General features: G+C 73.1%; 23 protein-coding genes. 12 read left to right on the top strand and 11 right to left on the bottom strand.

The genetic code is table 11. From position 1 onward, the window contains the following. Nucleotides 1-265 precede the first annotated feature (265 nt). From crcB (ACWCP6_RS23900) to ACWCP6_RS23885, 4 genes are read left to right on the top strand one after another with little or no spacing between them, the layout of a single operon-like run. On the top strand, nt 266-643 hold the full coding sequence (gene crcB / locus ACWCP6_RS23900) for a fluoride efflux transporter CrcB (RefSeq protein ID WP_450934588.1): 378 nt from the start codon (nt 266-268) through the stop codon (nt 641-643). After that, the gene (locus ACWCP6_RS23895; RefSeq protein ID WP_450934552.1) at nt 640-990 is read left to right on the top strand and encodes a DUF190 domain-containing protein; all 351 of its coding nucleotides are present in this window, start codon (nt 640-642) and stop codon (nt 988-990) included. The genes crcB (ACWCP6_RS23900) and ACWCP6_RS23895 overlap by 4 nt, the downstream gene beginning before the upstream one ends. Then, nucleotides 987-1,361, top strand: a complete 375-nt coding sequence (crcB, locus tag ACWCP6_RS23890; RefSeq protein ID WP_450934551.1) for a fluoride efflux transporter CrcB — start codon at nt 987-989, stop codon at nt 1,359-1,361. The genes ACWCP6_RS23895 and crcB (ACWCP6_RS23890) overlap by 4 nt, the downstream gene beginning before the upstream one ends. After that, nucleotides 1,358-2,599 carry an MFS transporter gene (locus ACWCP6_RS23885; protein ID WP_450934550.1) on the top strand — a complete coding sequence of 414 codons (1,242 nt, stop codon included), beginning with the start codon at nt 1,358-1,360 and terminating at the stop codon, nt 2,597-2,599. Before crcB (ACWCP6_RS23890) ends, ACWCP6_RS23885 begins: the two co-directional genes overlap by 4 nt. Here ACWCP6_RS23885 and ACWCP6_RS23880 read toward each other — a convergent pair. Continuing rightward, nucleotides 2,588-3,073, bottom strand: coding sequence for an inorganic diphosphatase (locus ACWCP6_RS23880; protein WP_450934549.1), 486 nt, complete (start codon nt 3,071-3,073; stop codon nt 2,588-2,590). The two genes, ACWCP6_RS23885 and ACWCP6_RS23880, sit on opposite strands and share 12 nt — an antisense overlap. Before the next feature lie 339 nt (nt 3,074-3,412). On the opposite strand from ACWCP6_RS23880, the gene ACWCP6_RS23875 reads away from it, so the two are divergent. The 3 genes from ACWCP6_RS23875 (at nt 3,413) to ACWCP6_RS23865 (ending at nt 4,698) form a co-directional block, all read left to right on the top strand. Next, nucleotides 3,413-3,673, top strand: a complete 261-nt coding sequence (locus tag ACWCP6_RS23875; protein ID WP_450934548.1) for a DeoR family transcriptional regulator — start codon at nt 3,413-3,415, stop codon at nt 3,671-3,673. A 103-nt stretch (nt 3,674-3,776) separates the two neighbouring features. Next, nucleotides 3,777-4,055, top strand: a complete 279-nt coding sequence (locus tag ACWCP6_RS23870; protein ID WP_450934547.1) for a hypothetical protein — start codon at nt 3,777-3,779, stop codon at nt 4,053-4,055. Between the two features lie 238 nt (nt 4,056-4,293). Then, entirely contained in the window at nt 4,294-4,698 is a 405-nt protein-coding gene (locus ACWCP6_RS23865; RefSeq protein WP_450934587.1) for a (2Fe-2S) ferredoxin domain-containing protein, read from the top strand. 103 nt (nt 4,699-4,801) lie between these two features. On the opposite strand, the gene ACWCP6_RS23860 is transcribed toward ACWCP6_RS23865, so the two are convergent. Beyond that, the gene (locus ACWCP6_RS23860) at nt 4,802-7,495 is read right to left on the bottom strand and encodes an FAD/NAD(P)-binding protein (RefSeq protein WP_450934546.1); all 2,694 of its coding nucleotides are present in this window, start codon (nt 7,493-7,495) and stop codon (nt 4,802-4,804) included. A gap of 397 nt (nt 7,496-7,892) precedes the next feature. On the opposite strand from ACWCP6_RS23860, the gene ACWCP6_RS23855 reads away from it, so the two are divergent. Continuing rightward, nucleotides 7,893-9,287 carry a glycoside hydrolase family 16 protein gene (locus ACWCP6_RS23855; RefSeq protein WP_450934545.1) on the top strand — a complete coding sequence of 465 codons (1,395 nt, stop codon included), beginning with the start codon at nt 7,893-7,895 and terminating at the stop codon, nt 9,285-9,287. 127 nt (nt 9,288-9,414) lie between these two features. On the opposite strand, the gene ACWCP6_RS23850 is transcribed toward ACWCP6_RS23855, so the two are convergent. After that, the gene (locus tag ACWCP6_RS23850) at nt 9,415-10,536 is read right to left on the bottom strand and encodes an SDR family oxidoreductase (protein WP_450934544.1); all 1,122 of its coding nucleotides are present in this window, start codon (nt 10,534-10,536) and stop codon (nt 9,415-9,417) included. 540 nt (nt 10,537-11,076) lie between these two features. On the opposite strand from ACWCP6_RS23850, the gene ACWCP6_RS23845 reads away from it, so the two are divergent. Beyond that, nucleotides 11,077-11,241: a hypothetical protein gene (locus ACWCP6_RS23845; protein WP_450934543.1), complete on the top strand. Its 165-nt coding sequence runs from the start codon at nt 11,077-11,079 to the stop codon at nt 11,239-11,241. A gap of 188 nt (nt 11,242-11,429) precedes the next feature. Here ACWCP6_RS23845 and ACWCP6_RS23840 read toward each other — a convergent pair whose 3' ends face one another. Continuing rightward, nucleotides 11,430-12,164, bottom strand: a complete 735-nt coding sequence (locus ACWCP6_RS23840; RefSeq protein ID WP_450934542.1) for an SDR family oxidoreductase — start codon at nt 12,162-12,164, stop codon at nt 11,430-11,432. A gap of 71 nt (nt 12,165-12,235) precedes the next feature. On the opposite strand from ACWCP6_RS23840, the gene ACWCP6_RS23835 reads away from it, so the two are divergent. Next, nucleotides 12,236-13,183: a LysR family transcriptional regulator gene (locus tag ACWCP6_RS23835; RefSeq protein ID WP_450934541.1), complete on the top strand. Its 948-nt coding sequence runs from the start codon at nt 12,236-12,238 to the stop codon at nt 13,181-13,183. A gap of 22 nt (nt 13,184-13,205) precedes the next feature. Next, nucleotides 13,206-13,718, top strand: coding sequence for a recombinase family protein (locus tag ACWCP6_RS23830; protein ID WP_450934540.1), 513 nt, complete (start codon nt 13,206-13,208; stop codon nt 13,716-13,718). 111 nt (nt 13,719-13,829) lie between these two features. Here the strand turns inward: ACWCP6_RS23830 and ACWCP6_RS23825 are convergent, their stop codons facing one another. From ACWCP6_RS23825 to ACWCP6_RS23815, 3 genes are all read right to left on the bottom strand, one after another. Beyond that, nucleotides 13,830-16,586, bottom strand: coding sequence for a SpoIIE family protein phosphatase (locus ACWCP6_RS23825; RefSeq protein ID WP_450934539.1), 2,757 nt, complete (start codon nt 16,584-16,586; stop codon nt 13,830-13,832). Between the two features lie 138 nt (nt 16,587-16,724). Beyond that, entirely contained in the window at nt 16,725-18,239 is a 1,515-nt protein-coding gene (glpK, locus tag ACWCP6_RS23820) for a glycerol kinase GlpK (RefSeq protein ID WP_450934538.1), read from the bottom strand. A 41-nt stretch (nt 18,240-18,280) separates the two neighbouring features. Continuing rightward, on the bottom strand, nt 18,281-19,048 hold the full coding sequence (locus ACWCP6_RS23815) for an IclR family transcriptional regulator (protein WP_450934537.1): 768 nt from the start codon (nt 19,046-19,048) through the stop codon (nt 18,281-18,283). Nucleotides 19,049-19,215: 167 nt separating this feature from the next. Here ACWCP6_RS23815 and ACWCP6_RS23810 point away from each other — a divergent pair, with 167 nt between their 5' ends. Further along, nucleotides 19,216-19,647, top strand: coding sequence for an ATP-binding protein (locus ACWCP6_RS23810; protein ID WP_450934536.1), 432 nt, complete (start codon nt 19,216-19,218; stop codon nt 19,645-19,647). Between the two features lie 35 nt (nt 19,648-19,682). Here ACWCP6_RS23810 and ACWCP6_RS23805 read toward each other — a convergent pair whose 3' ends face one another. The 4 genes from ACWCP6_RS23805 to ACWCP6_RS23790 form a co-directional block, all read right to left on the bottom strand. After that, nucleotides 19,683-20,030, bottom strand: coding sequence for a serine hydrolase (locus ACWCP6_RS23805; protein WP_450934535.1), 348 nt, complete (start codon nt 20,028-20,030; stop codon nt 19,683-19,685). Nucleotides 20,031-20,110: 80 nt separating this feature from the next. After that, complete coding sequence (locus ACWCP6_RS23800; protein ID WP_450934534.1) at nt 20,111-21,526, bottom strand: FAD-binding oxidoreductase; 1,416 nt, start codon at nt 21,524-21,526, stop codon at nt 20,111-20,113. A 70-nt stretch (nt 21,527-21,596) separates the two neighbouring features. Further along, the gene (locus ACWCP6_RS23795) at nt 21,597-24,827 is read right to left on the bottom strand and encodes an AfsR/SARP family transcriptional regulator (RefSeq protein WP_450934533.1); all 3,231 of its coding nucleotides are present in this window, start codon (nt 24,825-24,827) and stop codon (nt 21,597-21,599) included. Nucleotides 24,828-25,013: 186 nt separating this feature from the next. After that, nucleotides 25,014-25,313 carry a hypothetical protein gene (locus tag ACWCP6_RS23790; RefSeq protein ID WP_450934532.1) on the bottom strand — a complete coding sequence of 100 codons (300 nt, stop codon included), beginning with the start codon at nt 25,311-25,313 and terminating at the stop codon, nt 25,014-25,016. Between the last annotated feature and the right edge of the window lie 44 nt (nt 25,314-25,357).

Here is a 25,357-nt window from a genome sequence, read left to right as displayed (position 1 = left end):
CTGCGGTAAGCTGATCGTCTGCGGCGATCTTCTCGAATCGCCGCGCGGCGGTGGGGCCCGCCGTAACCGAACCGCGGCAAGGATGCCGACAACGGTCCCTACTTGCGAACGAGCGCGTCCCTGCGGATGCCCGCGAGTAGGGAGAGGTGTGTTCATGGGAGCCCGACGGTCATCCGTGGTGGAGGGGTCCGCCGCATCCGGCGTCCCCCGCTCCGGATCGGTGCTGCGGCGTGTTCCGGGACGCGGACAGGGGCCGGTCGTCGGCATGGTGGCGCTCGGCGGTGTGATCGGGGCGTCGGCGCGCTACGGAGCGGCGCTGCTGTGGCCCAGCGGCCCGAGTGCCTTTCCCTGGACGACGCTGCTGGTCAACACCGTCGGCTGTGCGGTGATCGGTGTGTTCATGGTGCTGATCACGGAGCTGTGGGCGGCACACCGGCTGGTGCGGCCGTTCTTCGGCACCGGAGTGCTGGGCGGGTTCACGACGTTCTCGACGTACGCCGTGGACGTCCAGCGGCTGGTGAGCGCGGGCCAGGCCGTGATGGGGCTGGTCTATCTCGTGTCGACGATGGTGGCGGCGCTCGCCGCCGTGTGGGCCGCGGCGGCGATGACGCGCCGCGTGATCGGATGGAGGTCGGCGCGATGACGAGGCTGACGGAACGTGCCCTGCGGGTCACGGTGTTCATCGGCGAGAGCGACACCTGGCACCACAAGCCGCTGTTCGCCGAGATCGTGCACCGGGCGCACAAGGCGGGTCTGGCCGGTGCGAGCGTGTTCCGCGGTGTGGAGGGCTTCGGCGCGTCGTCGCGTGTCCACACACAGCGTCTGCTGTCCCTGAGCGAGGACCTTCCGGTGGCGATCGTGATCGTCGACGCCGAGGACCGGGTCCGGGCGTTCCTGCCGCAGTTGGACGAACTGGTCACCGAAGGGCTGGTCACCCTCGACGAGGTCGAGGTGATCCGGTACGCGGGACGCGAGGGGGGCGAACGGTGAACTGGCTGCTGGTGATGGCCGGGGCGGTGGTCGGGGCGCCGCTGCGCTATCTGACCGACCGTGCGGTGCAGAGCCGTCACGACACGGTCTTCCCCTGGGGCACGTTCGCGGTGAACGTCGTGGGCTGTCTGGTACTGGGGCTGGTGACCGGCGCGGTGACCGCCGGTGCCGCCTCCTCGCAGGTGCAGCTGCTGCTGGGCACGGGTCTGTGCGGGGCGCTCACCACGTACTCCACCTTCTCGTACGAGACGTTGCGCCTGGTCGAGGACGGTGCGGGGCTGTTCGCCGCGGCCAACGCGGTCGGGAGTGCCGCGGCCGGTCTGGGCGCGGCCTTCACCGGTGCGGTGCTGGCCCAGGCGGTTTGGGGGTGAACGGAGGCCCGGCCGGATCCGCCGCCGAGGACCCGCTGAGAGCTGTCGGGGCCGGGATGCGGCCGTGGCGGTTCGTGGTCTGGTTCGGCACGGTGAGCCTGCTGGCCGACTGCGTCTACGAGGGCGCCCGGTCCATCACCGGCCCCCTGCTGGCCTCACTCGGTGCGTCGGCGGTACTGATCGGGACGGTGACCGGAGCGGGGGAAGCCGCAGCGCTGGGGCTCAGGCTGGTCTCCGGTCCGCTCGCCGACCGCACCGGACGGTTCTGGGGCCTGACGATCGCCGGGTACGCGCTGACCGTGGTCACCGTGCCGGTACTGGGCCTGACGAGCAGCCTGTGGGTGGCGTGCACCCTGGTGATCGGGGAGCGCGTCGGCAAGGCGGTGCGCAGTCCCGCAAAGGACACCATGCTGTCGCATGCCGCGTCGGCGACCGGACGCGGCCGGGGCTTCGCCGTGCACGAGGCGCTGGACCAGGTCGGAGCGCTGATCGGGCCGCTGGCCGTCGCCGGGATGCTCGCGCTGACCGGCGGCGACTACGGCCCGGCGCTGGGCGTGCTGGCCGCGCCGGGGGCGGCGGTGCTGGCGCTGCTCGTGCGGCTGCGGGCCGCGGTGCCGAATCCGGCGGCGTACGAGCAGGTCCCGGCGCCCTCCGAGGCGGGCGAGCCGGGCGGCGCGGGACGGCTCCCGGGGGCCTTCTGGACGTACGCGGCGTTCACGGCGGCCACCACGACCGGCTTCACGACCTTCGGCGTGCTCTCCTACCACCTCGTGGAGCGGCATCTGCTGCCGACGGCGGCAGTGCCCCTGGTGTACGCGGGCGCCATGTTCGTGGATGCACTGGCCGCGCTGGCGACCGGCTGGATGTACGACCGCGTCGGCGCGCGCGTCCTGGTGGTCCTGCCGCTGCTGGCCGCGGCGGTGCCGGCGCCGGCGTTCGCCGACACGGTCGGTGCGGCCGTGGCGGGCTCGCTGGTGTGGGGTGCGGCGCTCGGCGTGCAGGAGTCGACGCTGCGCGCGGTGGTCGCGGACCTGGTGCCCATGGGCCGGCGGGCGACCGCGTACGGGGTGTTCGCGGGCGTGGTCGGCGCGGCGAGCCTGGTCGGGGGTGCGCTGACGGGCGCCCTGTACGGGTACTCGATTCCGCTGCTGATCGCGGTGGTCGTGGTGATCCAGGTCCTCGCGCTGGTGCTGCTCGCCGTCACGGGCGCTCTGCGCGGCCGGAGTTCAGTCCGCTGACGCGGCCCGCTTCCGCGACGCCTCGATCTCGGCGTACGCCTGGTCGCGGTTCTCCCAGTGGGAGCCCTCGACGGACTTGCCGGGCTCCAGGTCCTTGTACACCTCGAAGAAGTGGGTGATCTCCAGCCGGTCGAACTTCGGTACGTCGCCGATGTCCTGGTACTCCCCGTAGCGCGGGTCGTGCGCGGGCACGCACAGGACCTTCTCGTCGGGACCCTTCTCGTCGCGCATCACGAACATGCCGATGGCGCGGCACTCGATGACACAGCCGGGGAAGGTCGGGTCGCCGACCAGTACAAGCGCGTCCAGCGGGTCTCCGTCCCCTCCCAGGGTGCCGTCGACGTAGCCGTAGTCGGCCGGGTACTGGGTGGCGGTGAACAGCATCCGGTCCAGCCGGATGCGGCCGCTCTCGTGGTCCATTTCGTACTTGTTGCGGGAGCCTTGCGGGATCTCCACGATCACGTCGAACTCCACGGCGTCCTCCTTGCCTCACCGGGTGTCCACGCCGCCCCTCCCCGGCGGCCGGCCGGTGCACGGCCCCCGTTCCGCCCGCCGTCGGCGGCGCTGCGGTGACCTGCGCTGCCGCGTACGCCTCCAGTGTGCTCCGCCGGACAGGTCGCGGCAGATCGTGTGCCGGCGGGCGGGTCGCCGCCCCCGGTGCCGCCCGCCACGCCCTCCGTACGGGCACGGGTGTGCTCCGGTTTCAGATGGTCCGGACCTGCTCGTTCCGAAACAACCGTTGACAGCAACATCGAACAGAACTGAACATCGCGGCAGAGGGGTGGTCCGGGCGAGTACTTGGGGCGGACCGCGATGTCCACACTGCGTCAGGACACGATCCTGCGTGCCGTGCGCCGCAGCGGCTCGGTCCGTGCGGCCGAGATGGCCGCGGAGCTCGGGGTGCCGGCGATGACCGTGCGACGGGACATCAACGCACTGGCGCGACGGGGAGCGGTCACCCGTGTCCACGGCGGTGCGACACTGCCCCGCCCCACCGAGCGGACACCCGCCCCGGCACCGGCCGCGCCGAGGGGGAGCCGGCCGACGGCCCTGGGATGGTCGTACCCGCCATGACGCACTACTACCGGCAGGTCGTCCAGGGCGCGTAGACGATGGCGGCCTGGGCAGCTCCGGGCCGCTCTCCGCGTCCGCGGCCCCGCCGAGCGGTGACTGCACCGTGACCCGAGGCGCCACCGCCGCCGTCCCGGTGACGATCACCAACACCTCCGGCTCCACCACCGCCGCGACACGGATGCAGACGATCGGCGGCCAGGCGCCGGGAGACCACGGCTACGACACCACCTGGCAGTACTGGGACGTTCCGGCCCTGGCCCCGGGCGCGGCCTTCAGGACGGCCCTGTATCTGCAGATCGACGCGGACCAGGACGACAGCACCGTGCCGCTGCGTCTCGGGACGGGCATCAGCGACACCCGGTGGGCCCTCGTGGTCATGTGACGCACCGCCGGATACACGCGGTGCCCGACCGGAGCCGTCTCCGGTCGGGCACCGCTTCCCCGCCGGGGACGCCCGGGCGGTCGGGCACCGGGGCCGTGCCGTCCCCCTTTGGCCGAAACACTCGACGAACCCCCCGTCGGCACCGGTCCGTTCCGGCCGGTGACGGGCCCCACCCGTCGACGGGCTCGTGGCGTACCGGATGATGCAGAGCGTGTCACTCAACTCCCAGGCCCACGCAATGAAACGTACGGTCGCCCGTGCGGCGGACCGGCCCTGCTCGCTGATCGTGTGCCGCGGCTGCTGCTGCGGCAACTCCCTCAAGCATCCCGGCACCGACCACGCCCGGCAGCTGGAGCGGCTGCGGACGGGCGCCGCGGACTCCGCAGGCCGCTTCACCGTCCGTACGACGGACTGTCTCGGCCCGTGCGACCAGGCCAACGTCGTGGTCGTGCAGCCGTCCTCCGCGGGGCGCCGCGCCGGCGGCCGCCCCACCTGGATCGGTTTCGCACTCGACGACGCGGCGACGGACGACCTGGTGCGCTGGGCGACCGCGGGCGGCCCCGGTGTCGCCGAGCCGCCCGTCGCACTGGAGTTGCAGTTCGTCCGGGCGCCGCGCGGGGCCCGAGCCCGGGCCCGCCGCTGACCCTCGGGACCCCGCGTCGCACACCGGGTGCGCAACGCTGCGGGCCGGTTCACCGTGCGGGCCGGTGGCTCAGCGCGGGTGCCCCGGCCCTTTCGCCGTGTCGTCAGGCGGGCAGTTCCGCCAGCAGCCTGCGGTCCCGCGGGGCCGACGCACGGTCCAGGCGGGCGGCGAGCAGATGCCGTGCCGCCTCGCAGCGACCGGAGGCGACGAGGGCGTAGAGCAGCGTCTCCTCGACGACTTCGCGCTGGGCCGCGCTGCCGCCGACCGTGCGCAGCACGGGCAGCAGTGCGTCGAGTCCGCGGGCCGCGTCGTGGAAGCGCTCCTCGACGAGGGCCGCGAACGCCTCGCAGAGGGGGACGATCACCTGGCGCTGCACGGGGTCGGCGCCCGCGGCGTGGTCGCGGAGCCTGCGCAGCGCCGGGAGGTCCCCCGCGGCACAGAGCGCGACCGCGGAGTGCAGGGCCGTGAACGCGGTGGCGGGCCGCTCCAGGACGTCGCGCGCGACCGCGTCCAGCACGTCGGCCACCGGCATCCGGCCCGGCCAGTTGTCGCTGATCCGGGCGCGCCACAGCAGGGATCCGGAGTCGACGAGGGCGCGTACCCCGGTGACGCGCCCGGGTGCGAGCTGGCTGAACCAGCGTCTGCGTACGGCGGCGGGGTCGTCCAGGGCCAGTTCGTGCAGCGCGATGTGCCAGGAGAAGTGCGCCCGGTGGACGACGCCCCTGCCCTGGCCCGACACCCAGCCGTCGAGCCAGTCGCGGCCCGCTTCGTGGGCGCCCGACTCGTAGTGGACGTGGGCGAGGGCGTGCACCGCGTGCCCGGAGGCCGGCTCCGCGCCGAGTGCGCGGTGGGCCAGCTCCCCGGCCTCGTGGAGGCGGCCCTGTTCCTGGCGCAGGAACGCCAGCAGCGAGGTGTGGAACCAGTGTCCGTCGTACGCGGGCGAGGTGCGCTCCACCAGGCGCAGCGCGTAGTCGTCGTCGAGGTCGTTGACACCGGAGAAGGCGATGGTGGGGACGGCGGCGGACAGCGCGAGGGCGTCGGCGGGGTGGGCGTCGAGATGGCGCAGCAGGGCGCGGTCGCCGTCGTCGCCGTGCACGCGGCGGGTGATGACCTCCACGAAGGAGCGTTCGCGTTCGTCGGCCCGTTCGCGTGCCGACCGCTGCGCGTCGGCGAGTGCGCGGGGTACGTCGACGTCGGCGGCGCACTCGTGCCCGAGCAGGGCGAGGGCGGCGTGGCCGAGTGCGAACCCGGGGTCGAGGGTGACGGCGCGCCGGAAGGCGTGCTCGGCTCCGGCACGGACCTTCAGGACGCGGTCGAGGCCGGTGCGGTACGCGGCGGCGGCGTCGGCGTGCGTGGACAGGGCGAGCCCGTGCAGGTCGACGGGCCTGCGGCGGGCCCGGCCCGGGGTGCGCGGGGGCCGGCTGATGGGCGCGAGCAGTTCCTGGGCCAGGGCCGCGGCCTGGACGCGGATCTCGGGGATGGCGGTGGTCTCCCACAGTTCGCCGCGACGCGGGGCACCGAGGGTGAACAGCGCCCGGTGGGTGCGTCCCTCGGTGTCGGTCAGGCGCCCGTCGCTGGTGGCTACGCCCATGCCGAGGGGGCCGGGGGCCGCGGCACCCGAGGCGAGCAGGGACTGCCACAGGGCATCGGCGGTGTCCGCCAGGCGCAGGCCGGGGCCGGTGCAGTCGATCACCCAGTCGGCGTGCAGTTCCCGTCCGTCGGAGAGCGTGACGGTGAGGGTGCCGTCGTCCCGGGCCACCGCGTCGACGACCCGGCCGGTGTGGACACGCAGCCGGCGCGCGGTGCGCGCGCGGGACACCGACTCGGCGGTGGCGGGGGCCATACGGTGGCGGTGCGTGTTCCACAGGGCGCCCTCACGCTCCAGGAACGAGGCCCGCTCCTCGGGGGTGAGGCTGCGCCACAGGTGCGCGGTGTGCGGACGCAGGCTGTCCAGGGCGGGGCGCCAGTCGCCCCGGGTACGGAGGGTCCTGCTGATGTGCCGGTAGACGACCCGGCGCAGTCCGGACAGGGACTGTCCGTCGAGGCCTTCGGGGCTCGCGACCGCGTCGGCGGGGGCGAGTGCGTGCGGCTGCGGGAGCAGGCCGTTGCGGGAGACGGCGTGCAGCGTGCGTCCGGCGTGGTCGAGGGTGAGCGCGAGGTCGACGGCGGTCAGCCCGGTGCCGACGAGGACGATGTCGGCGGCGGTCTCCGCGAGCGGGCGGTCCAGGGCGCCCACGGCCCAGGGGCCGGCGATGAAGCGGTCGGAGGTGCGCAGTGCGGGCGGGGCCCAGGCGCTCCGAGCGGCGGTGGGTCCGGTGGCGAGGACGACGGCGTCGGCCGTGAGGTGTTGTCCGTCCGCGAGGTGCAGGTCGATCCGGCCGTCCGGGGAGTCCGCGCAGCCCACCGCGCGGGTGCGCAGACGGCGCACGGTGACCGTGCCGTGGGCGCGTGTGATGGCCTGTCCGAGGGTGTCGGCGAGATAGGACCCGTACCGGTAGCGGGTGGCGAAGTCGGCCGCGGAGACGGTGGGTTCGCCGTGGCGGCAGAGCCACCGGGTGAAGTGGCCCGGGTCGTCGGGGTAGCAGCTCATGCCGCCCGCGGGCACGTTGAGCCGGTGGCGCGGATCGCGTGTGGCGTAGGCGATGCCCCGTCCGGCCTCCGGCGCCGGGTCGATCAGGACCAGGTCGAACGGTGCCCTGCGGCGGGCCGCCGTCTCGCAGAGCTGCACCGCGGTCAGGGTGCCGGCCGCGCCCGCTCCGACGACGGCGACGGTGTGCCGCTTGTGGGCTGGAATCACGGACTCCTCCGGCGGGGTCGGGTCGGCGGATGGCACGGTGTTCCTACTGTGGTCACAGCCCTGGTGCCGCGGACAACCGCTCATTCCGGCCGTCCGCGGATGCGGCTTCGGGAGTGTCAGCCCTGTGATATCGGGTTCAACGAATCGGGTGTGCGGTGCTGCGGCTGCGGCTCCCGGGCGGCGCGGTCCGTCGCCGTTGCGGGCCATGGCCGCGTCGGGCGCGTCGCACCCGTCGCCGAGCCGGTTCGATTCCTTCACGACATGAACTCCCTTTCCCTGTACGGGACTTTCTTTGCTTTAGCTCTTGACGACCGGAGTGACGGAGAGCACATTGAGCGCGCAGCCCCGTTGAGAGCGCTCTCACGACACCCGCATCCTTCGCTCCCGAAGAGGCCCCATGAGTGAATCCTCCGGAAGACGCCGCATGTGGCGGCTCCTCGTCGCCGTGCTCGGCACGCTCGGTCTGACCGCGGCGGCCGCCACCGCCGCCACCCTTCCCGCGAGCGCCTCCGCGCCGCCCCCGCCGTCGGGCTGGTCGAGGGTCTTCCTCGACGACTTCGACGGCGCGGCCGGATCCGGCGTCGACACGACCAACTGGCAGTACACGACCGGCACCAGCTATCCCGGCGGCCCCGCGGGCTTCGGCACCGGCGAGGTCGAGACCATGACGTCGAGCACCGACAACGTCGCGCTCGACGGCAGCGGCAATCTGCGCATCACGCCCCGGCGCGACGCCGCCGGGAACTGGACGTCGGGACGCATCGAGACCCGTCGTACGGACTTCCGGCCGCCCGCCGGCGGCACGTTGCGGGTCGAGGCCCGCCTCCAGATGCCGAACGTGACCGGCGCCGCCGCCAAGGGCTACTGGCCCGCGTTCTGGATGCTCGGCGCGCCGTTCCGCGGCAACTACTGGAACTGGCCGGGCATCGGTGAACTGGACATCATGGAGAACGTCCAGGGACTCAACAACGAGTGGGCCACCATGCACTGCGGCACCTCGCCCGGCGGGCCCTGCAACGAGACCACCGGCATCGGCGGCCAGAAGGCCTGCGACGGCACGACCTGCCAGGCCGGCTTCCACACCTACGCCGTGGAGTGGGACCGCTCCACCAGCCCCGAGGAGATGCGCTTCTCCCTCGACGGCACCACCTTCCACACCGTCAGGCAGAACCAGGTCGACGCCACCACCTGGGCCAACGCCACCGACCACGGGTACTTCCTCATCCTCAACGTCGCCATGGGAGGGGGCTTCCCCGCGGCGTTCGGCGGCGGTCCGGACGGCGGCACGGAGCCGGGCCATCCGCTGGTGGTCGACTACGTCCAGGTACTCCGGTCCTCCGGGGGCGACGGCGGCAGCACGCCCCCGCCGAATCCGGGCGGCCGGGACGCCTACTCCCCCATCCAGGCCGAGTCCTACGACGGCCAGGCGGGCGTCGGCACCGAGACGACCGCCGACACCGGCGGCGGCCAGGACATCGGCTCGCTCGCGAACGGCGACTGGACCCTGTACAAGGGCGTCGACTTCGGCTCCACGCCCGCCCGGCAGTTCTACGGCCGGGTCGCCAGCGGCGCCGCCGGAGGCGTCAGCGGACTGGTGGAGGTCCGCCTCGACAGCCGCAGCAGCACGCCCGTCGGCAGCTTCGCCGTGGCGGGCACCGGCGGCTGGCAGAACTGGCGGACGGTCCCTGCGAACATCACCGGCGTCACCGGCACGCACGACGTCTACCTGACCTTCAGCAGCGGCCAGCCCGCGGAGTTCGTGAATCTCAACTGGTTCGACTTCGGTCACTGACCCCGGCCCGGCACGCGTACGCCCGGTACGCGTGCCGGGTGCCCGGGACGGCGGACGACCGCCCGGGCGCGCCCCCGCCGGGCGGCGGCCCGCACGGTCGCGTCGTGGCCCTTTCGCCGCGCTCGCGTCACGGGCAGACCTCGGCCGGGGCACGGGACATCCCCGCCCGCAGATAGTCGGCGGTGACGGGCTCGGGCTCCTCCAGATGCGGTGTGGCGGCTCTCAGATTGGCCCGGTCGTAGCTGCGGATGGTCTGCCAGTGCGGGGTCAGATGGGCCGCGATCGAGCCGACCATCCGCGCGAGGGGACCGGTGTCGTCGGGGTCGAGACCCGGGTCCGGGCGGATGTCCAGCCAGGGCGCGTTCTCCAGCGCGAGGTGGATCAGTGCACCCACGTCGTAGTCGTGAGGGTGCGTCACGTGGAAGGTGCGCAGGGCGGACTCCCGGTGGTGCTCCGCCGCCTCGATCATCGCCCGTGCCGCCCAGGGGGCCTGGACCAGGTTCACCCGCGCGTCCTGCCGTCCGGGCACATGGACGGTCACCGGGCTGTCGCACAGCGGCCCCGAGCGCCCGGCGGCCTGCAGGAGTTGCTCGGGCTGCCGGGCGACGACCTCGACGCGACCGGCCAGCACGGACTGCCAGTGCCGTGGCACGCCCGGCGGGCTCGGCCGGTCCGTGACGAGGAGTCCGGGACGGAAGACGGCGGCGTGGCGGCCGCTGCGGCCGGCCCAGTCGCGTACCAGGCGTTCGGCCTCGAACTTCGACTCCTCGTACGGTGTCAGGAACCCCGCCGCATCGCTGAAGTCGTCCTCGTGGACCGTCCCCTGCCGCCGCCCGCCGGCCACGAAGGCCGTGCTCAGGTGGTGCACCGCGGTGTCGGGGCCCGACTCGTCGGCCAGTTCGAGGACGCGGGCGGTGCCGGTGACGTTGACCCTGCGGAGCTGTTCGCGCGGGCCGAAGGCCTGGGTCAGCGCGGCACAGTGCCAGATCTGCCGGGCCCGGCCGGCCAGGTTGCGGAACACCGCGCGCGGCAGCCCCAGGCCCGGGGCGTCGAGCCGGACGCGCACCGAGTGGACGTGCCGGGCGACATGCTCGCGGGGGACGGCGTCTCCGAGCACGGCGAGGGCGCGTGCCAGGCGGTCGGTGGTGGTGGCGGGGTCGTGGCCGACCAGGGCGGTGACGGGACCGGCCTCGCGGCGCAGCACTTCGGCCACGAGGTGCGCACCGACGAATCCGGTGGCACCGGTCATCACGATCACAGCAGCGCTCCGGGCGCCGGGGCCGACGATGCGTCAGCCGGCCCGGAAGCAGCGGAGAACCGCAGGTGGGGGGAGGTCATGGCCCGGCAGTATCGCAGCGCGGACGGGCCCCGCGACGCCGCCGCTCGGCTTGACGAGTGATTTCTCCCCGCGATGTACCCGCACGGGCGACCCGCGGGGCCCCGGCGCTCCCCTGCCCCGTCCCGGTCGGCCCGGTGGCGTCGGCCTGTTGGAAACGGTGCAGGGGTGCGATGACGCGCGGGCGGCCCTCCTGGGGGACGGGATGGTCCGAGGCCCGCCGCGGGGTGCCGGGACCCGAGCCGTGGTGAGCGATACGGCCTTCGGGGAGGAGCGGTCCGGGTTTGGCGGTAGCCCGGTGATCTCGGTACCGGTTCGGCGACTCGGGCTGTTTGGCCTGTTCAGCAGTCCTACGTTCCGGCTCGTGCCAGTTGATTTCCTGCCTGATGACCAGGTCTCCCGTTACGGCCGGTTCGCGGTGGCGCGGGCGTCACCGACGAGTCGGTGCTGTCCATGGCCCTGCACCTGCGCGAGCAGGAGATGAGCCTGCGCGACATCGCCAAACGCCTCGTCATCACCACCGGCACGAAGAAGGGCCAGCACCCCTCACCCGCCACCGTCATGCGCATGCTGCGTGAACACGACGAGCACACAACCGCTATGGAAACCGCCGGCTGACTCGCGGCCCAGCCCTTGACGCTGATTCCGCGAGATGAGTGATCACCTCGTGCCCGTCTTGGCTTGTGCGCCCACCAACTACCGGTAAGGCCCGTGGGGATGGGCGCCGCGCAAGAGGCCGGTGATCGTCACGGCGGGGGTTGAAAACACCCCCGTCAGGCTTCGGGCGGAGACGGCGCGGCATGGTCTCACCAGGGAATCGGCCCGTCCTCGGCCAGAAGGGCGCCCGTCGGGCCGTCCTCGCCCACAGTCGCCAGGTCAACCGCGACGGCCGCGCCCTCCTCCGCCGTGCGTATCCCGGTGTGGCGGTTGAGGTCGGTCGCGCAGTAGCCGGGACTCACCGCGTTGACCAGGATCCCTTCGGCGCGCAGTTCATTGGCGTAGAGCACGGTGATCGCGTTCAGCGCGCTCTTCGAGGTGCAGTAAGGGAGGAGAATCGAGGAGTAGGCGGACCACGGGCTGCCCGGGTCGGCCAGGTGGGTGAGGGAGCCGAGTTCGCTGGACATGTTGACGATGCGTGCGGCGGAGGAGCGGCGTAGCAGGGGGAGCATGGCGTGGGTCACCGCGATGACGCCGAACACGTTGGTCTCGTAGACCTGCCGGACGGTGGCGGCGGGGGTTTCACTCGGTTTTTGCGGTCCGGCGGCGATCGCGGCGTTGTTGACGAGGATGTCGAGGCGGCCGAACGTGGCGTCGATGTGCCTGGCGGCGGCCTGGACCGAGGTCTCGTCGGTGACGTCCAGCGGTACGAACCGTACGTCGGTGCCGTCGGCGCGAAGCTCCTCGACCGCCGTCTCGCCACGCTCGGCGTTGCGGGCGCCGATCAGCACCGTGATGCCGAGGGCTGCGAGCCTGCGCGCCGTTTCCTTGCCGATGCCCTTGTTCGCGCCGGTGATCAGAGCAGTCTTCTGCGAAGTCGTCATGGCACCCAGCCTCTCCTCACCCACGGGCGGCAGGGAAAGACCGGAAGACTCTGGATCTATAGTCCACAGATATGAGTGAGCTGGAGGTGCGGGAGCTGAGGTACTTCATCGCGGTCGCCGAGGAACTGAACTTCAGCCGGGCCGCGCAACGTCTGGGGATGGCGCAGCCCCCGCTGTCGAAGGCGATCGCTCAGATGGAGTCCCGGCTCGGTGTACGCCTGCTGGAGCGCACCACCCGGCAGGTGAGGCTGACCACCGCCGGTCAGGTGCTGCTCGACCAGGCCCGGATCGCGGTCGACGCGGTGCGCGCGGCGGCCCGGCGTGCACGCCGGGCCGGTCAGCCGACACCCCAGCTCGTCGTGGCGGTCAAGCCGGGAGGCGATGCCGGGCTGCTGCGGGAGATCCTCGCCGCCTACCGGGGAACGGGTTCGCATCTGCCGCCGCCTGAAGTCGTCGTCGGCGGCAGCGGAGAGCCGATCGCCATGCTGCGGGACGGCCGTGCCGATGTAGCGCTGCTGCGCAGCCCGTTCGACGAGCAAGGGCTGGATTCCCAGACGCTCGTGGTCGAGCCGCGACTGGCCGTTCTCCCCGCCGCGCACCGCCTGGCCGGACGCCGGCGACTGCGGCTGACCGACCTCAAGGGCGAACCGATCCCACGCTGGAAAGGGGCCGCCCCCTCCACCACCGCCTACTACACAGGGTGCGACGGAGCGGAAGCAGGCGATGGCCACACAGGCTTGGCGCCGGCCGACACTCCTGAGGGGCCGCTCGTGGCCAGCGTCGAGCAACTCCTGGAGGTGGTCGCGCTGGGCCAGGCGGTGGCGTTCCTGTCACTCTCCACCACCAAGCGGCACCAGCGCCCGGACATCGCATACCGGCCGGTCGTCGGCCTCAGTCCCAGCGCGGTCATGGTCGCCTGGCCGGAGACCTCGCGATCCGCAGCCGTCGCCGCCTTCGTCCAAGCCGCCCACGACGTCGCCGCCCACCACCCCGACCACATGACCGCACTGGCCTACTGACCGGGGACACTCACCCCTCGCCATGACGATCACCGCAGGACCAATTTCAGGCAACCACCAGCGCGAAGAAAGGCCAGCACCCCCTCACCCGCCACCGCCATGCGCATGCCGCCTCGTCCCCGCGCTCGACCGCTACGGCCGGTCCCTCAAGGACCTGGTCAACATGGTCGGCGAACTCCGCCGCCGCGAGATCGGCTTCTGCTCTCTGCACGAATGCCTGGACACCACCACCCCCGGCGGCCGTCTCGTCTTCCACGTCTTCGCCGCCCTCGCCGAGTTCATCCGCGAGCTCATCGTCTCCGGCACCCGCGAAGGCCTGGACGCCGCACGCGCCCGCGGCCGCGTCGGCGGACGCCCCACCGTCGCCACCCCCGAGCATCCGCGCCGCCCGCGACCTGCTCCCCAACCCCGAGAACTCGATCACCTCGATCGCCGAGATCCTCGGCGTCAGCCCGGCACCCTCTACAACCACATCCCCGGCCTACAGGAACTCCGCGCCTCCGGCCGCGTTCCGAACCGGCTCAGCGCAGACTGACCGCTACCGCCAAAACCCGGACCGATCCTCCCCGAAAGCCGATACGGCGGCCGCACGAGGCGGGACCGCGCTGCGCCGGCACCACCCGTGGCACACCGGAGGGCGCCCGCGTCAGGGCAGCGCCTGTTCGGTCCAGATGACCTTGCCGCGGCTGGTGTAGCGGGTGCCCCATCGCCCGGCGAGCTGGGCGACGAGGAAGAGCCCGCGGCCGCCCTCGTCCGCGAGGGTGGCGTGGCGCAGATGCGGAGAGGTGCTGCTGCCGTCCGAGACCTCGCAGATGAGGGTGCGGTCGCGCAGGAGGCGCACATGGACGGGTTCACCGCCGTAGCGGATGGCGTTGGTGATCAGTTCGCTGAGGACGAGTTCCGTGGTGAAGGCGAGTTCCTCAAGGTCCCAGGCGGCCAGCTGCCGGGCGGCGAGCGCACGGATGCGGGAGACCGCGGAGGCTTCGCACGGCACGTCCCACTCGGCGACCTGACCGGCCCGCAGCAGCCGGGTGCTGGCCACCAGCAGGGCGACGTCGTCCCGCTGCCGCGGCGAGAGGACCGCGTCGAGCACGTCCCTGCACGTCTGCTCGGGACTGCGCCGCTGCCCCGCGAGCACGTCCCGCAGCAGGTCGAGTCCGGTGTCGATGTCCCGCTCGCGGTCCTCGACGAGGCCGTCGGTGAACAGCACCAGCCGGCTGGCCTCGGGCAGGTCCACCTCGGTGGCCTCGAACGGCATGCCGCCGAGCCCCAGCGGCAGGCACGCGGGAACCTGGAGGAACTCCACCGTGCCGTCGGGGCGCACCAGTGCGGGCCCGGGGTGCCCGGCCCGGGCGATCGTGCAGCGCCCGCCGACCGGGTCGTAGATCGCGTACAGACAGGTGGCACCGGCCAGTCCGGCGCCGTCGGTGCGCCCGGCCTGCTCCTCCAGGTCGATCCGGCCGACGAGTTCGTCGAGCCTCCCGAGCAGCTCGTCGGGCGGCAGGTCGAGGGTCGAGAAGTTGTGCACGGCGGTGCGCAGGCGCCCCATCGTCGCCGCCGCGTGCATACCGTGCCCGACGACGTCGCCCACCACCAGTGCCACCCGCGCCCCCGGCAGCGGGATCACGTCGAACCAGTCGCCGCCCACTCCTGCCTGTGCCGGCAGATAGCGGTAGGCGACGTCCAGCGCGCTCTGCTCGGGCAGCACCCGGGGCAGCAGGCTGCGCTGGAGCGCCTCGGCCATGGAGTGCTCACGGCTGTAGCGGCGGGCGTTGTCGATGCAGACGGCGGCGCGCGTCGCAAGCTCCTCGGCGAAGGACGCGTCCTCCTCGTCGAACGGCTCGGACGTCTCCGCGCGCCAGAAGTTCGCCATGCCGAGCACCACACCGCGGGCCTGCAGCGGCACCGTGACGAGCGAGTGGATGCCGTACGCGAGGGCCCGGTCCGCGCCGTCGGGGTCCTGGGCGCGCCAGCCGACGGCCGCGTGCAGATCGGTCTCCAGGACCGCATGGCCGCCCATCAGTGCGGCTGCCATCGGCGTGCTGGGCACGACGAACCTGATCACCTCGCCGACCGGTTGCAGCGGAGGGTCCGCTCGGACGCCGCTCAGGGCGGCACGCCGCATCGCGGTGTGGACGCCGGTCGGCTCCTCGCCGCGCAGCACGGGGTCCAGCAGCTCGACCGTGACGAAGTCGGCGAAGCGCGGGACCGCCGCCTCGGCGAGTTCCTCGGCCGTGCGCACCACGTCCAGGGTGGTGCCGATCCGCCCCCCGGCCTCGTACAGCAGTTGCAACCGCAGGCCGGCGGCTGCGGCCCGGCCGGCGAGCGCCTGGAGCTCGGTGGTGTCCCGGAGCGTCGCGACGCTGCCCGGGGGGCCTCCGAACAGCTCGATGGGCCGGTGGTTGACGGCGAGCAGCCGTCCTCCCGCCAGGTGTACCTCGTCGGTGGCGGACCGGCCGGAGACCAGCAGGTCGCGAAGGTCGGCCGGCAGGCCGAGCCCGGTGACGTCGGTGCCCTCCGCGTCCGGGGGCAGGTCGAGAAGGCGGCGCGCCTCGTCGTTGGCGAGCAGCAGGCGCAGGCCGCCGTCGAGGATGAGCACGCCCTCCCGCACGGCGTGCAGGACCGCGTCGTGGTGCTCGTACATGCGGGTCATCTCGACGGGCCCGAGGCCGTGGGTCTGCCGCCGCAGCCGTCGGCTCACCAGCGCCGCGCCGCCGGTGGCCAGGACCAGCGCGCCGGCCGCGGCGCCGACGAGGACGGGGAGCTGGCGGTTCACCATGCCGGAGACATTGCCGATCTGGATGCCGGTGCTGACCAGACCGATGACGTGGCCGTCGCTGTCGAAGACCGGGGCGAGGGCGCGGACCGCGTCGTTCGGCCGGCCCTTGAAGATCTCCGTGAACGTCTCCCCGGTCGCGGCGCGGCGGATGTCCCCTTCGGCGCGCTTGCCGATCAGGTCCGGTCTGGTGTCGCTGAAGCGGACGCCCCGGATGCTCATGACGGAGACGAAGTCGACTCCCGAGGAGCGGGTTGCGGCCACGGTCAGGGGTTGCAGCGTCGTCGTGGGGTCGGGCGACCTCAGGGCCTGCACGATGCCCGGGGCGTGCGCGAAGGACTCGGCGGCGGCCAGCGAGCGGTCGCGAGCGTCATGCTCGGCCTGGCTGCGGGCCTGCACGGTGAGCAGCAGCGCCGCGGCGGCGATCAGTACCAGCACCACCAGCAGCTGGAGGGCGAAGACCTGGCCGGCGACGCTGTGCGCCCCCAGCAGCAGGCGCCTGGGCGGGGGCGTACGCGTGAGGCGGGACGCCTCGGACCCGCTCCCGCGCCCGGTGCCGCCGGAGCCCGGGCGCGCATCGCCGAGCCGGGCCCAGCGCGCCAGGGATCGCCGAAAACGTCCCTTCATGCACCATTTCTAGCACCGTCGGCCGACGCCGTTCCTCCGCACCCCCTCAGGCCCTTCCCGCCTCTTCCGCTTCCTTCCGCTTCCGCCCTCTTCCGAACTCCTCCGACCCCTTACGCCCCCTTCCGCGCTCTTCCGTTCTCAGGACTCCGGCGGAGGCTTGATCCATCCCAGGGAGCGTTCCACCGCGCGCTGCCAGTTGTCGTACTCCGCCTCCCGGCGCTCGGGGTCCATGTCCGGCAGCCACTGGCCCGCCCGGTGCCAGTTGCGGCGCAGCACCTCCAGGTCGGGCCAGTAGCCGGCGGCGAGCCCCGCGGCGTAGGCGGCACCGAGGGATACCGTCTCGGCGACCATCGGCCGGACCACGGGCACGTCGAGAACGTCGGCGATGAACTGCATGAGCAGGTGGTCCGACGTCATGCCGCCGTCGACCTTCAGCTGCCTCAGGGCGAGCGAGGAGTCGGCGTTCATCGCGTCGACGACCTCCCGGGTCTGCCAGCCGGTGGCCTCCAGGACCGCCCGGGCCAGGTGCCCCTTGGTGATGTACGAGGTCAGACCGACGATGACGCCGCGCGCGTCGCTGCGCCAGTGGGGCGCGAAGAGTCCGGAGAACGCGGGCACGATGTAGCAGCCGCCGTTGTCCTCGACGGTGCGGGCCAGGGTCTCGATCTCCGGTGCGCTGCTGATCAGTCCGAGCCGGTCGCGGAACCACTGGACGAGCGAGCCGGTGACGGCGATCGGGCCCTCCAGGGCGTAGACCGGGGGCTGGTCCTGGATCTTGTACCCGACGGTGGTGAGCAGGCCGTGCCGGGACCGCACCACGTCGGCGCCGGTGTTCAGCAGCAGGAAGCTGCCGGTGCCGTAGGTGCACTTCGCCTCGCCCGGCGAGAAGCAGGTCTGGCCGAAGAGGGCCGCCTGCTGGTCGCCGAGGGCGGCCGTGATGCGGACGCCGGGCAGGATCGCGCGGGCGTCGCCGTAGACCTCGGCCGATGAGCGGATCTCGGGGAGCATCACCCGCGGCACCCCGAAGAAGTCGAGCAGTTCCCTGTCCCAGGTGAGGGTGCGGATGTTCATGAGCATGGTGCGGCTGGCGTTGGTCGCGTCCGTGATGTGCAGACCTCCGGACGCGCCGCCGGTGAGGTTCCAGATCAGCCAGCTCTCGATGGTGCCGAACAGCACCTCGCCGTCCCTGGCGCGCTGCTCCAGACCGTCGACGTGGTCGAACAGCCAGCGGATCCGGGGCGCGGAGAAGTAGGTCGAGGGCTGGAGGCAGCAGCGGTCGAGGAAGAACTCGTCTCCGGGGCGCTCCCTCAGCTCGTCGACGAGCTCGGCGGTCCGGGTGTCCTGCCAGACCACCGCCCTGCCCAGCGGCGTGCCCGTGCTGCGGTCCCACAGCACGGTCGTCTCGCGCTGGTTGGCGATGCCGAGCGCGGCGACCTCGTCGGCGGTGATGTCCGCGCCGGACAGCGCCTCGGGCACCACGCGCTGGAGATTGCGCCAGATCTCGACGGCGTCGTGCTCGACCCAGCCGGGCCGGGGGAAGAACTGCTCGTGCTCGCGCTGGGCGACCGACACCAGACGCCCGCCATGGTCGAACAGGATGCATCGAGTGGACGTGGTGCCCTGATCGATGGACATCACATACCGGTCAACCATGATCGGGCCTGCCTTCCGATGCGTCGTGGAGGCGCTGGGACTCACCAGCGGGCCGCCCCCAGGTCTCTGGAGATCGCCCGTGCGGCCTCCCGGAGCAGAGTGATCAGGGCGGGCAGGGGCCGGCCTTTGCTGTCGCAGATCCGCTCGACCGGGCCGGACATCCCGATGGCGCCCACCACCAGACCGCCGTGCCCCCGGATCGGTGCGGCGATCCCCGCCTCGCCCATGCTCATCTCCTGCACTTCGGCGGCCCACCCGACCTCACGGATCTCAGCGAGCGCATGCTTCAGCTCCTCGGGGTCCACGAGGGTGTGCCGGGTGTAGGGCTCGGGGCCGGCCTCCAGCAGCGGCTCGACGGGCGTGGTGCCGTAGGCCAGCAGGACCTTGCCGAGCGAGGACGCGTGCAGCGGCAGCAGGGTCCCCACGTCGAGGGTCTGGAGGGTGTCGTCCGGGCGGAAGACGTGGTGGACGACGAGCACGTTGCCCTCCAGCGGCGTGCCCAGACGGACCGCCTCGCCGCAGCGGGCCGCGAGCGCGTCGGCCCAGTTCAGGGAACGCGACCGCAGCTCGTTCACGTCCAGGTAGCTGGTGCCGAGGTGCAGCAGGGCCGCCCCGAGCTGGTACTTCCCGGTGGCCTCGTCCTGCTCCACGAAGTCCACGTGCTGAAGGGTGCGCAGGATGCCGTGCGCGGTGCCCTTCGCCAGGCCGAGCGACGCCGCGACCTCGCCGAGCCCGAGCCGACGGGGACCACCGGCGAGCAGCCGCAGGATCGCCGCCGCCCGCTCGATCGACTGGACTGGGCCGGCCATGAAGCGATCGTAATCCCGCACCGACCGGTCCGCGTTGCGTGCCCGTTTTCGCAGCTCGCAACCCCCGTTCGGTAATGCCGACCGGGGTTCATTGACCTGCCGTTTTCCGGTTCCTTACCTTCCAAGCAAGTACCGGCGCGGTGCCGGCAGGGCCCTGAGGAGGGCACATGGCAGCACAGCTGCAGATGATGCGTCGCGAGGCGGTGGAACACGTGTGTCCGCTGCCGCACACTCCCGGCGCCGTACCGGCCGTGCGCCGTCGGATACGCAGCGTCCTCGCCCAGTGGGACCTGGCTCCCCACATTGCCGAAGACGCACTCCTGGTCGTCTCCGAGCTGGTCACCAACGCCGTGGTGCACGCCGCACCACTGGCCGTGCTGCGCCTGTCCTGGGTCCGGCTGCACGGGAAGCGTGCCCTGCGCATCGCGGTCACCGACGGCGGACCCGTGGTGCCCGTCGCGCAGCGGGCCGGCCGCTGTGCCGACCACGCCGCGGAGAACGGCCGGGGCATCCTCATCGTCACCGCCCTGGCCGACCGCTGCGGCCTGCGCGTCCACGCGGGCGGGATCACCAGGTGGGCGGATCTCGTCGCCGAGTGACGAGGGGCCGGTCCGGTCCGGGGCGCCGGACGGGCTCAGCGCGCCGCGGGAGCCGACGTCCGTCCCGAGGGTGAGGCGGACGGCTCGGCGGGCAGGTTGAGGCGGTGCCGGGGGGTGACGACACCGGTGATGGCCCGGCCGAACAGGGTGGACGTCTCGTAACCCTGGTACGGGACATCGGTGTTGATGAGGACGACCAGGGTCGCCTCGGCCTCGGGCAGATAGATGGTGAGCGACTGGTACCCGGGCAGCGAGCCGTTGTGTCCGATCCATCCGGCGACGTCGAAGATGCCGAGTCCGTAACCGGCGTTCGGGTATCCGGTGGGCAGCGTGCGCAGCCGCTCCGCCTGCGTGGCGGGGGTGAGCCGGGGAGCCGGTTGCACGACCAACGTACGTCCCCGCCCTCCGGGCGGCAGCCGGAGGACGGGGACGCCGGGACGTTCCGGAAGCGGGCCGAGGACGGTCAGACCCGGGCCGAGGACGGGCGGATGTTCTGGTTGAGGCGGAACAGGTTCGTCGGGTCGTACGTGTCCTTGACCCGCGTCAGACGGTCGTGGACGGCGCCCGGGTACGAGGCACGGGCCCTGTCCTCGGCCGCGTCTCCGGTGAAGTTGACGTACATCGCGCCGTCGCCGTGCGCGGAGATCTCCTCCCGGGACCGGCGCGCCCATGCGACGTGCTCGTCGAAGCCCGCCGCGTCGGGCGAGCGCGCGATCACATTGCACAGGACGCTCGCGTCGCGCCTGCTGAAGGCGGTCGCATCCGCGGGCACCCGTGCGAAGGCACCGCCGAGGTGGTGCAGGTGGAGTTCGCTGCCCGGCGCGGGCGTGGTGAGGTGCAGCCGGGTCACGGTGTCGAGCGCACTGTCGGAGGGCTCGATGAACGCCGAGGTGAAGTAGTTGTGCGCACCGGCGGTCCACAGCGGGTCCAGCATCGACTGCACGCCGAGGTACGGCGCGGGCCCCATCACGTCGGCGATCGGGGTGCCGAGCCGGCGCAGCGGCCGGACCGCCGCCTCTCCCCGCTCCATGGGTCCCGCGTACATCCCGGCGATGACCACGACCCGGGTGCCGTGCACCTCTTCCGGCAGGAACGGCACGGGCGGTGCGGTCGTCAGGTTCGCGAGGGTGGTCAGCTCGTCGGGCAGCTCGGGCATGAGGTCGCGCCACCGGGTGATCACCTGCCGGGCCTCGTCGGCGGGGTAGACGATCAGGCCGCCCAGCACCTGCGGGCCCACCGGGTGCAGTTGGAACTCGAAGGACGTGACGATGCCGAAGTTGCCGCCGCCCCCGCGCAGCGCCCAGAACAGCTCGGGGTTGTCATCGGCGTCGGCGTGCACGGCCTCGCCGTCCGCTGTGACGATGTCGGCGGCGATCAGGTTGTCGCTGGCCAGGCCGTGCCGGCGGACCAGCCAGCCCACCCCGCCGCCGAGGGTGAACCCGGCGATCCCGGTCGACGAGACGAGACCGCCGGTGACGGCGAGGCCGAAGGCCTGTGTCTCGTGGTCGAGCTCCCCCCAGGTCAGTCCGGCCTGCGCGACCACCCGGCGGCGCACGGGGTCGACCCGTACCCCCTTCATCCCGGACAGGTCGATGACGATCCCGCCGTCGCAGGTGGAGAACCCGGCGATGCTGTGCGCTCCGCCGCGGACCGCCACGAGCAGGTGCTGACTGCGGGCGAACTCGACCGCCCGGATCACGTCGGCGGTCCCGACGCAGCGGACGATCAGCGCGGGGTGCCGGTCGTGCGCGGCGTTCCAGACGGCGCGTGCCTCGTCGTAGGACGGGTCGCCCGGGCGGATCACCGTGCCCCGCAGCGCCGCCTCCAGCTCACCGATGGTGGCGTCCCCGAGGACGTTCCTTGCCGTGTCGATGGACATTGCCGGCCTCCTTGGTCGGGCTCGTTCCTGGTCATGGCAAGGACCGTAGGAAGCACCGCTTAGCACCGGCTTAGCGTCCGCTTTGCGCCCCGGCGGCGGTCCGGCGCAGCAGGGCCTGGCCCCTTCTGTCGCCCAGGCGGTCGAACAGGGCGCGGGCCCGTCCGGCGGCGGCGTCGGATGCGGCGCGGTCGCCCGCCCCGGCCGTCAGCTGGGCCAGCATGACCGCCACCCAGGCGGCGGCCCCGGTGGACCCGGCCACGCCTTCGAGGTCCATCGCCCGGGTGAACAGGGCGCGGGCCGTTTCGGTGTCGCCGTCGGCCCGTGCGACGAGTCCGAGGTGGAGGAGGCTGTTGGTGGTGCCGGGCAGGTCGTCGGTCTCCTCGAACCCGGCGAGGGCCCGGCCGATCGCCGCCCGTGCTCCCGCGATGTCGCCCGCGTCGAGGGCGAGCAGTCCGATGCAGCCCTGGCTGATACCGGCCTCGCGGCGGTCGCCGAGCCGGCGCCTGAGCCGCAGACCGGTGTCGAGGTGGCTGCGGGCGGCGTCGTGCTCGCGGCGAACGCGGCAGACGTTGCCGAGGGTGGTGAGGGCGAGGGACTCCCCCCGCGGATCGCCGAGTTCGCGGAAGCGGACCACGCTGCGGCCGGCCGCAGCGGCGGCGGTGTCGAGGTCGCCGTCCAGCCGGGCGGACCAGGCGAGGTTGGACTCCGCGTACCCGTGCGCCCGCGCCGCGCCCACCAGCCGTCCCAGCAGCACGGTCTCCTCGAAGAACAGCGACATCCGGCCCCCGGTGTCCTCCTGCGCCGTGTACCCGGGCGTCATGACCGGGAAGAACGGCGGCGTCGCGTCGTCGACGGCGTCGAGCAGACGCAGGCACAGGGCGAAGGCGTCACGGGCCGCCTGCGCGTCCTCTCGGCACATCGCCGCGATCCCGCGCTGGTGGGCGGCCACCGCGAGCAGCGCCGGATCCCCGTCGGCGAGGGCGCAGGCCTCGTCGAGCGCCGTCGCCGACCGGTCCCAGCTGCCGCGCATCCACAGGAGGACCGCCTGCTGGAAGTACGCGTAGGCGAGTGCCGTCCGGTCTCCTCGCGGCCGGTGGATCGCCACGATGTCCGTGCCGATCGACGCCAGCCGGGAGCTGTCCCCGAGGCGGATCGCGAGCACGCCCTGCCCCATGAGTGCCCGCGCCCGCAGGGGCGTCGGTGCGGGCGCGGCGGCGAGGGCGTCGTCGAGGCGGCGGCGTCCCTCCGCGAAGTGGCCGCGGTCGGCCCAGAACTGCCGCAGCGCCACGGCGAGGCGCAGTGCGGTGTCCGGCTCGGTCCGCAGCGCCGAGCCCAGGGCGGCGCGCAGGTTGTCGTGGTCGGCTTCGAGTCGCAGCAACGTCGGCGCGGGCGCGTCGGCGGGCGGCAGGAACGTGAGCTCGGGGTCGTACGACTCGGCGAGTGCGAGATAGAAGCCGCGGTGCCGGCGCTCGGTGTCGGCGAGTTCACCGCTGTCGCGCAGCCGGTCGCGCGCGTACTGACGGATGGTCTCCAGCAGGCGGTAGCGCGCCTCGTCGCCCTGCCGCTCCACGAGGACGAGCGACTTGTCGACCAGCCGTCCCAGTACGTCGAGGACGCCGGGCGCCGCACCGTCCGCGGCGCACACCTGCTCGACCGCGGTGAGCGAGAAGGACCCCGCGAAGACCGCGAGCCGGCGGAAGAGCCTTCGCTCATCGGCGTCGAGCAGGTCGTGGCTCCAGCGCAGGGTCGCGAGCAGGGTCTGCTGCCGGGTCACCCGGTGGCCGTCGCTGCGCCCGAGGAGGGTGAGGGCGTCGTCGAGCCGGCCGGCGATCTGATGCGGTGTCATCATGCGGACGCGGGCGGCGGCGAGTTCGAGGGCGAGGGGCATGCCGTCGAGCCGGAAGCAGATCTGTGCGACGGCGGCGGCGTTCTCCGCGTCGAGGCGGAACTGCGGTTCCGCCTCTCCGGCGCGTTCCACGAACAGCCGCACGGACGCGAACCGGTCCAGCTCGCCCGGCGGCGGCAGGCGGCGCGGGTCCGGGAGCGGGAGCGACGGCACCCGCCAGGTGCGTTCGCCGTAGGTCTGGAGGGGTTCGCGGCTGGTGGCCAGGACCGTGACACCGGGGCAGTGCGTCAGGACCTCCGTCACCAGTGCGGCGCACGGCTCGATCAGGTGCTCGCAGTTGTCGAGCACGAGCAGCACCTCCCTGACCGCGAGTGCCGCGACGAGGGCGGCCTGCGGGCGGTCTGACGGCGGGAGCTGGATGTCCAGGGCCCCGGCGACCGCTTCCGGCACGAGCCGCGGCTCGGTGAGTGCGCCGAGGTCGACGAACCGCGCGCCGTCGCGGTACCCGTCGGCGGCGCGGCCGGCGACGGCCAGCCCGAGCCTGGTCTTGCCGCAGCCCCCGGGGCCGGTCAGGGTCAGCAGACGGCTGCGTGCGAGGAGGTCCCTCACCTCCTCGCACTCGCGCTCCCTGCCGATGAAACTGCTCACCGGCGCGGGCAGGTTGTGCCGCGGCGGGCGGCCGCGCCCGGCGTCCTCGTCGGCCGTTGCGACGGAGCCCACCAGCAGGGTGCGGTAGAGACGGCGGGTCTGCGGGTCCGGGTCGGCCGCCATGTCACGGCGGAGTACGTCGCGCAGCCCCTCGTAGACCGCCAGCGCCTCCCGGCGTCGCCCGGCCGCCGCGAGGACCCGCATCAGGGCCCGGTGTCCCGGCTCGTTCCACTCGTCGTCGGCGACCAGGGCCCGCAGCACCTCGACCGCCTCCTCCGGGGCGCCCTCCCGTTCCAGGGCTTCGGCGAGCCCGGTCCGCAGCGCGGTGCGGCGTACGGCGAGTGCCTCGCGCGGCTGCTGCGTCCACGGCTCGAAGACGTCCTCGGGGAGCAGGTCGGGCGCGGCCAGGCCGAGTGCGTGGCGGTACGCCGCCGCGTCGCCGGCGGCCGCCGCGCGGCGTGCCGCGTCCTCCAGTTCGTCGAGGTCGACGGCGACGTCCCCGTCCGGCCCGAGGATCAGCACGTCGTCGCGGAGGCCCACGACATCTCCGGGGGTCCCGGCAGAGGCCAGTGCACGGCGGACGGCGTGCAGCACCTGGTGGAGGTTGTTGGCGGCGGCCGTGGCGTCGAGGTCCGGCCACAGCAGGTCGTAGACGCGGTCCCGGTGCAGCCGGTGACCCGGGGCCAGCGCAAGCAGCTTGAGCAGGCTCCTGGCCTTGCGCAGCCGCCATGCCCCGGCGGCGACGGGGCGGTCCGCGACCGCGACGCCGAAACCGCCGAGCACGCGAATGCGCACGTCGTCGGCCATCTCTGTCCCTGCTGGCAGATTATCGACGCGGGGTGCTCCCGTCGACCGGCGGCCGGGGCGGCCCGGGCCGGGTCGGGGCAGGGCGGGGGTACGGCCCCGGGACGGCGTGGAGGGCGCCGGGGTGTTCCTGCGGGACGGAGAGGGTGCGGGTCCGGGCCGTCGGCCCGGACCCGCGCGTGCGGCCGGTCAGGTCTGGACGGCGGGGAGCAGTCCGGTGACGGGCGCGATCAGGTCGGTGACCTGGTGCAGCTGGCCGAGCTGCTGCTGGGCCTGGCCGAGCCCGGCGAGCTGGCCGGACACCGTGGGCAACTCCTGCCGGTGCTCCGCGGGCACCGAGCTCGCGGACAGCTCGTCGAGTTCGTGGAGCACGGACGGAGCCTGTACCCCGTGCTGCTCGGCGGTGGCGGCCTGCGCGGCGGGGGCGACGAGACCTGTGGCGCCGGCGGCCAGGGCCATGGCGGCGAGGATGCGTTGCTTGTGGGTCATGCCCGTCCAACGTCCGGCGGTCACCCACGGACACGGTTCGCCCC

The organism is Streptomyces sp. NPDC002004, from assembly GCF_053593975.1.
The sequence above is the reverse complement of the archived record's forward strand: the minus strand, read 5'-3'. Positions and strand labels throughout refer to the sequence as shown.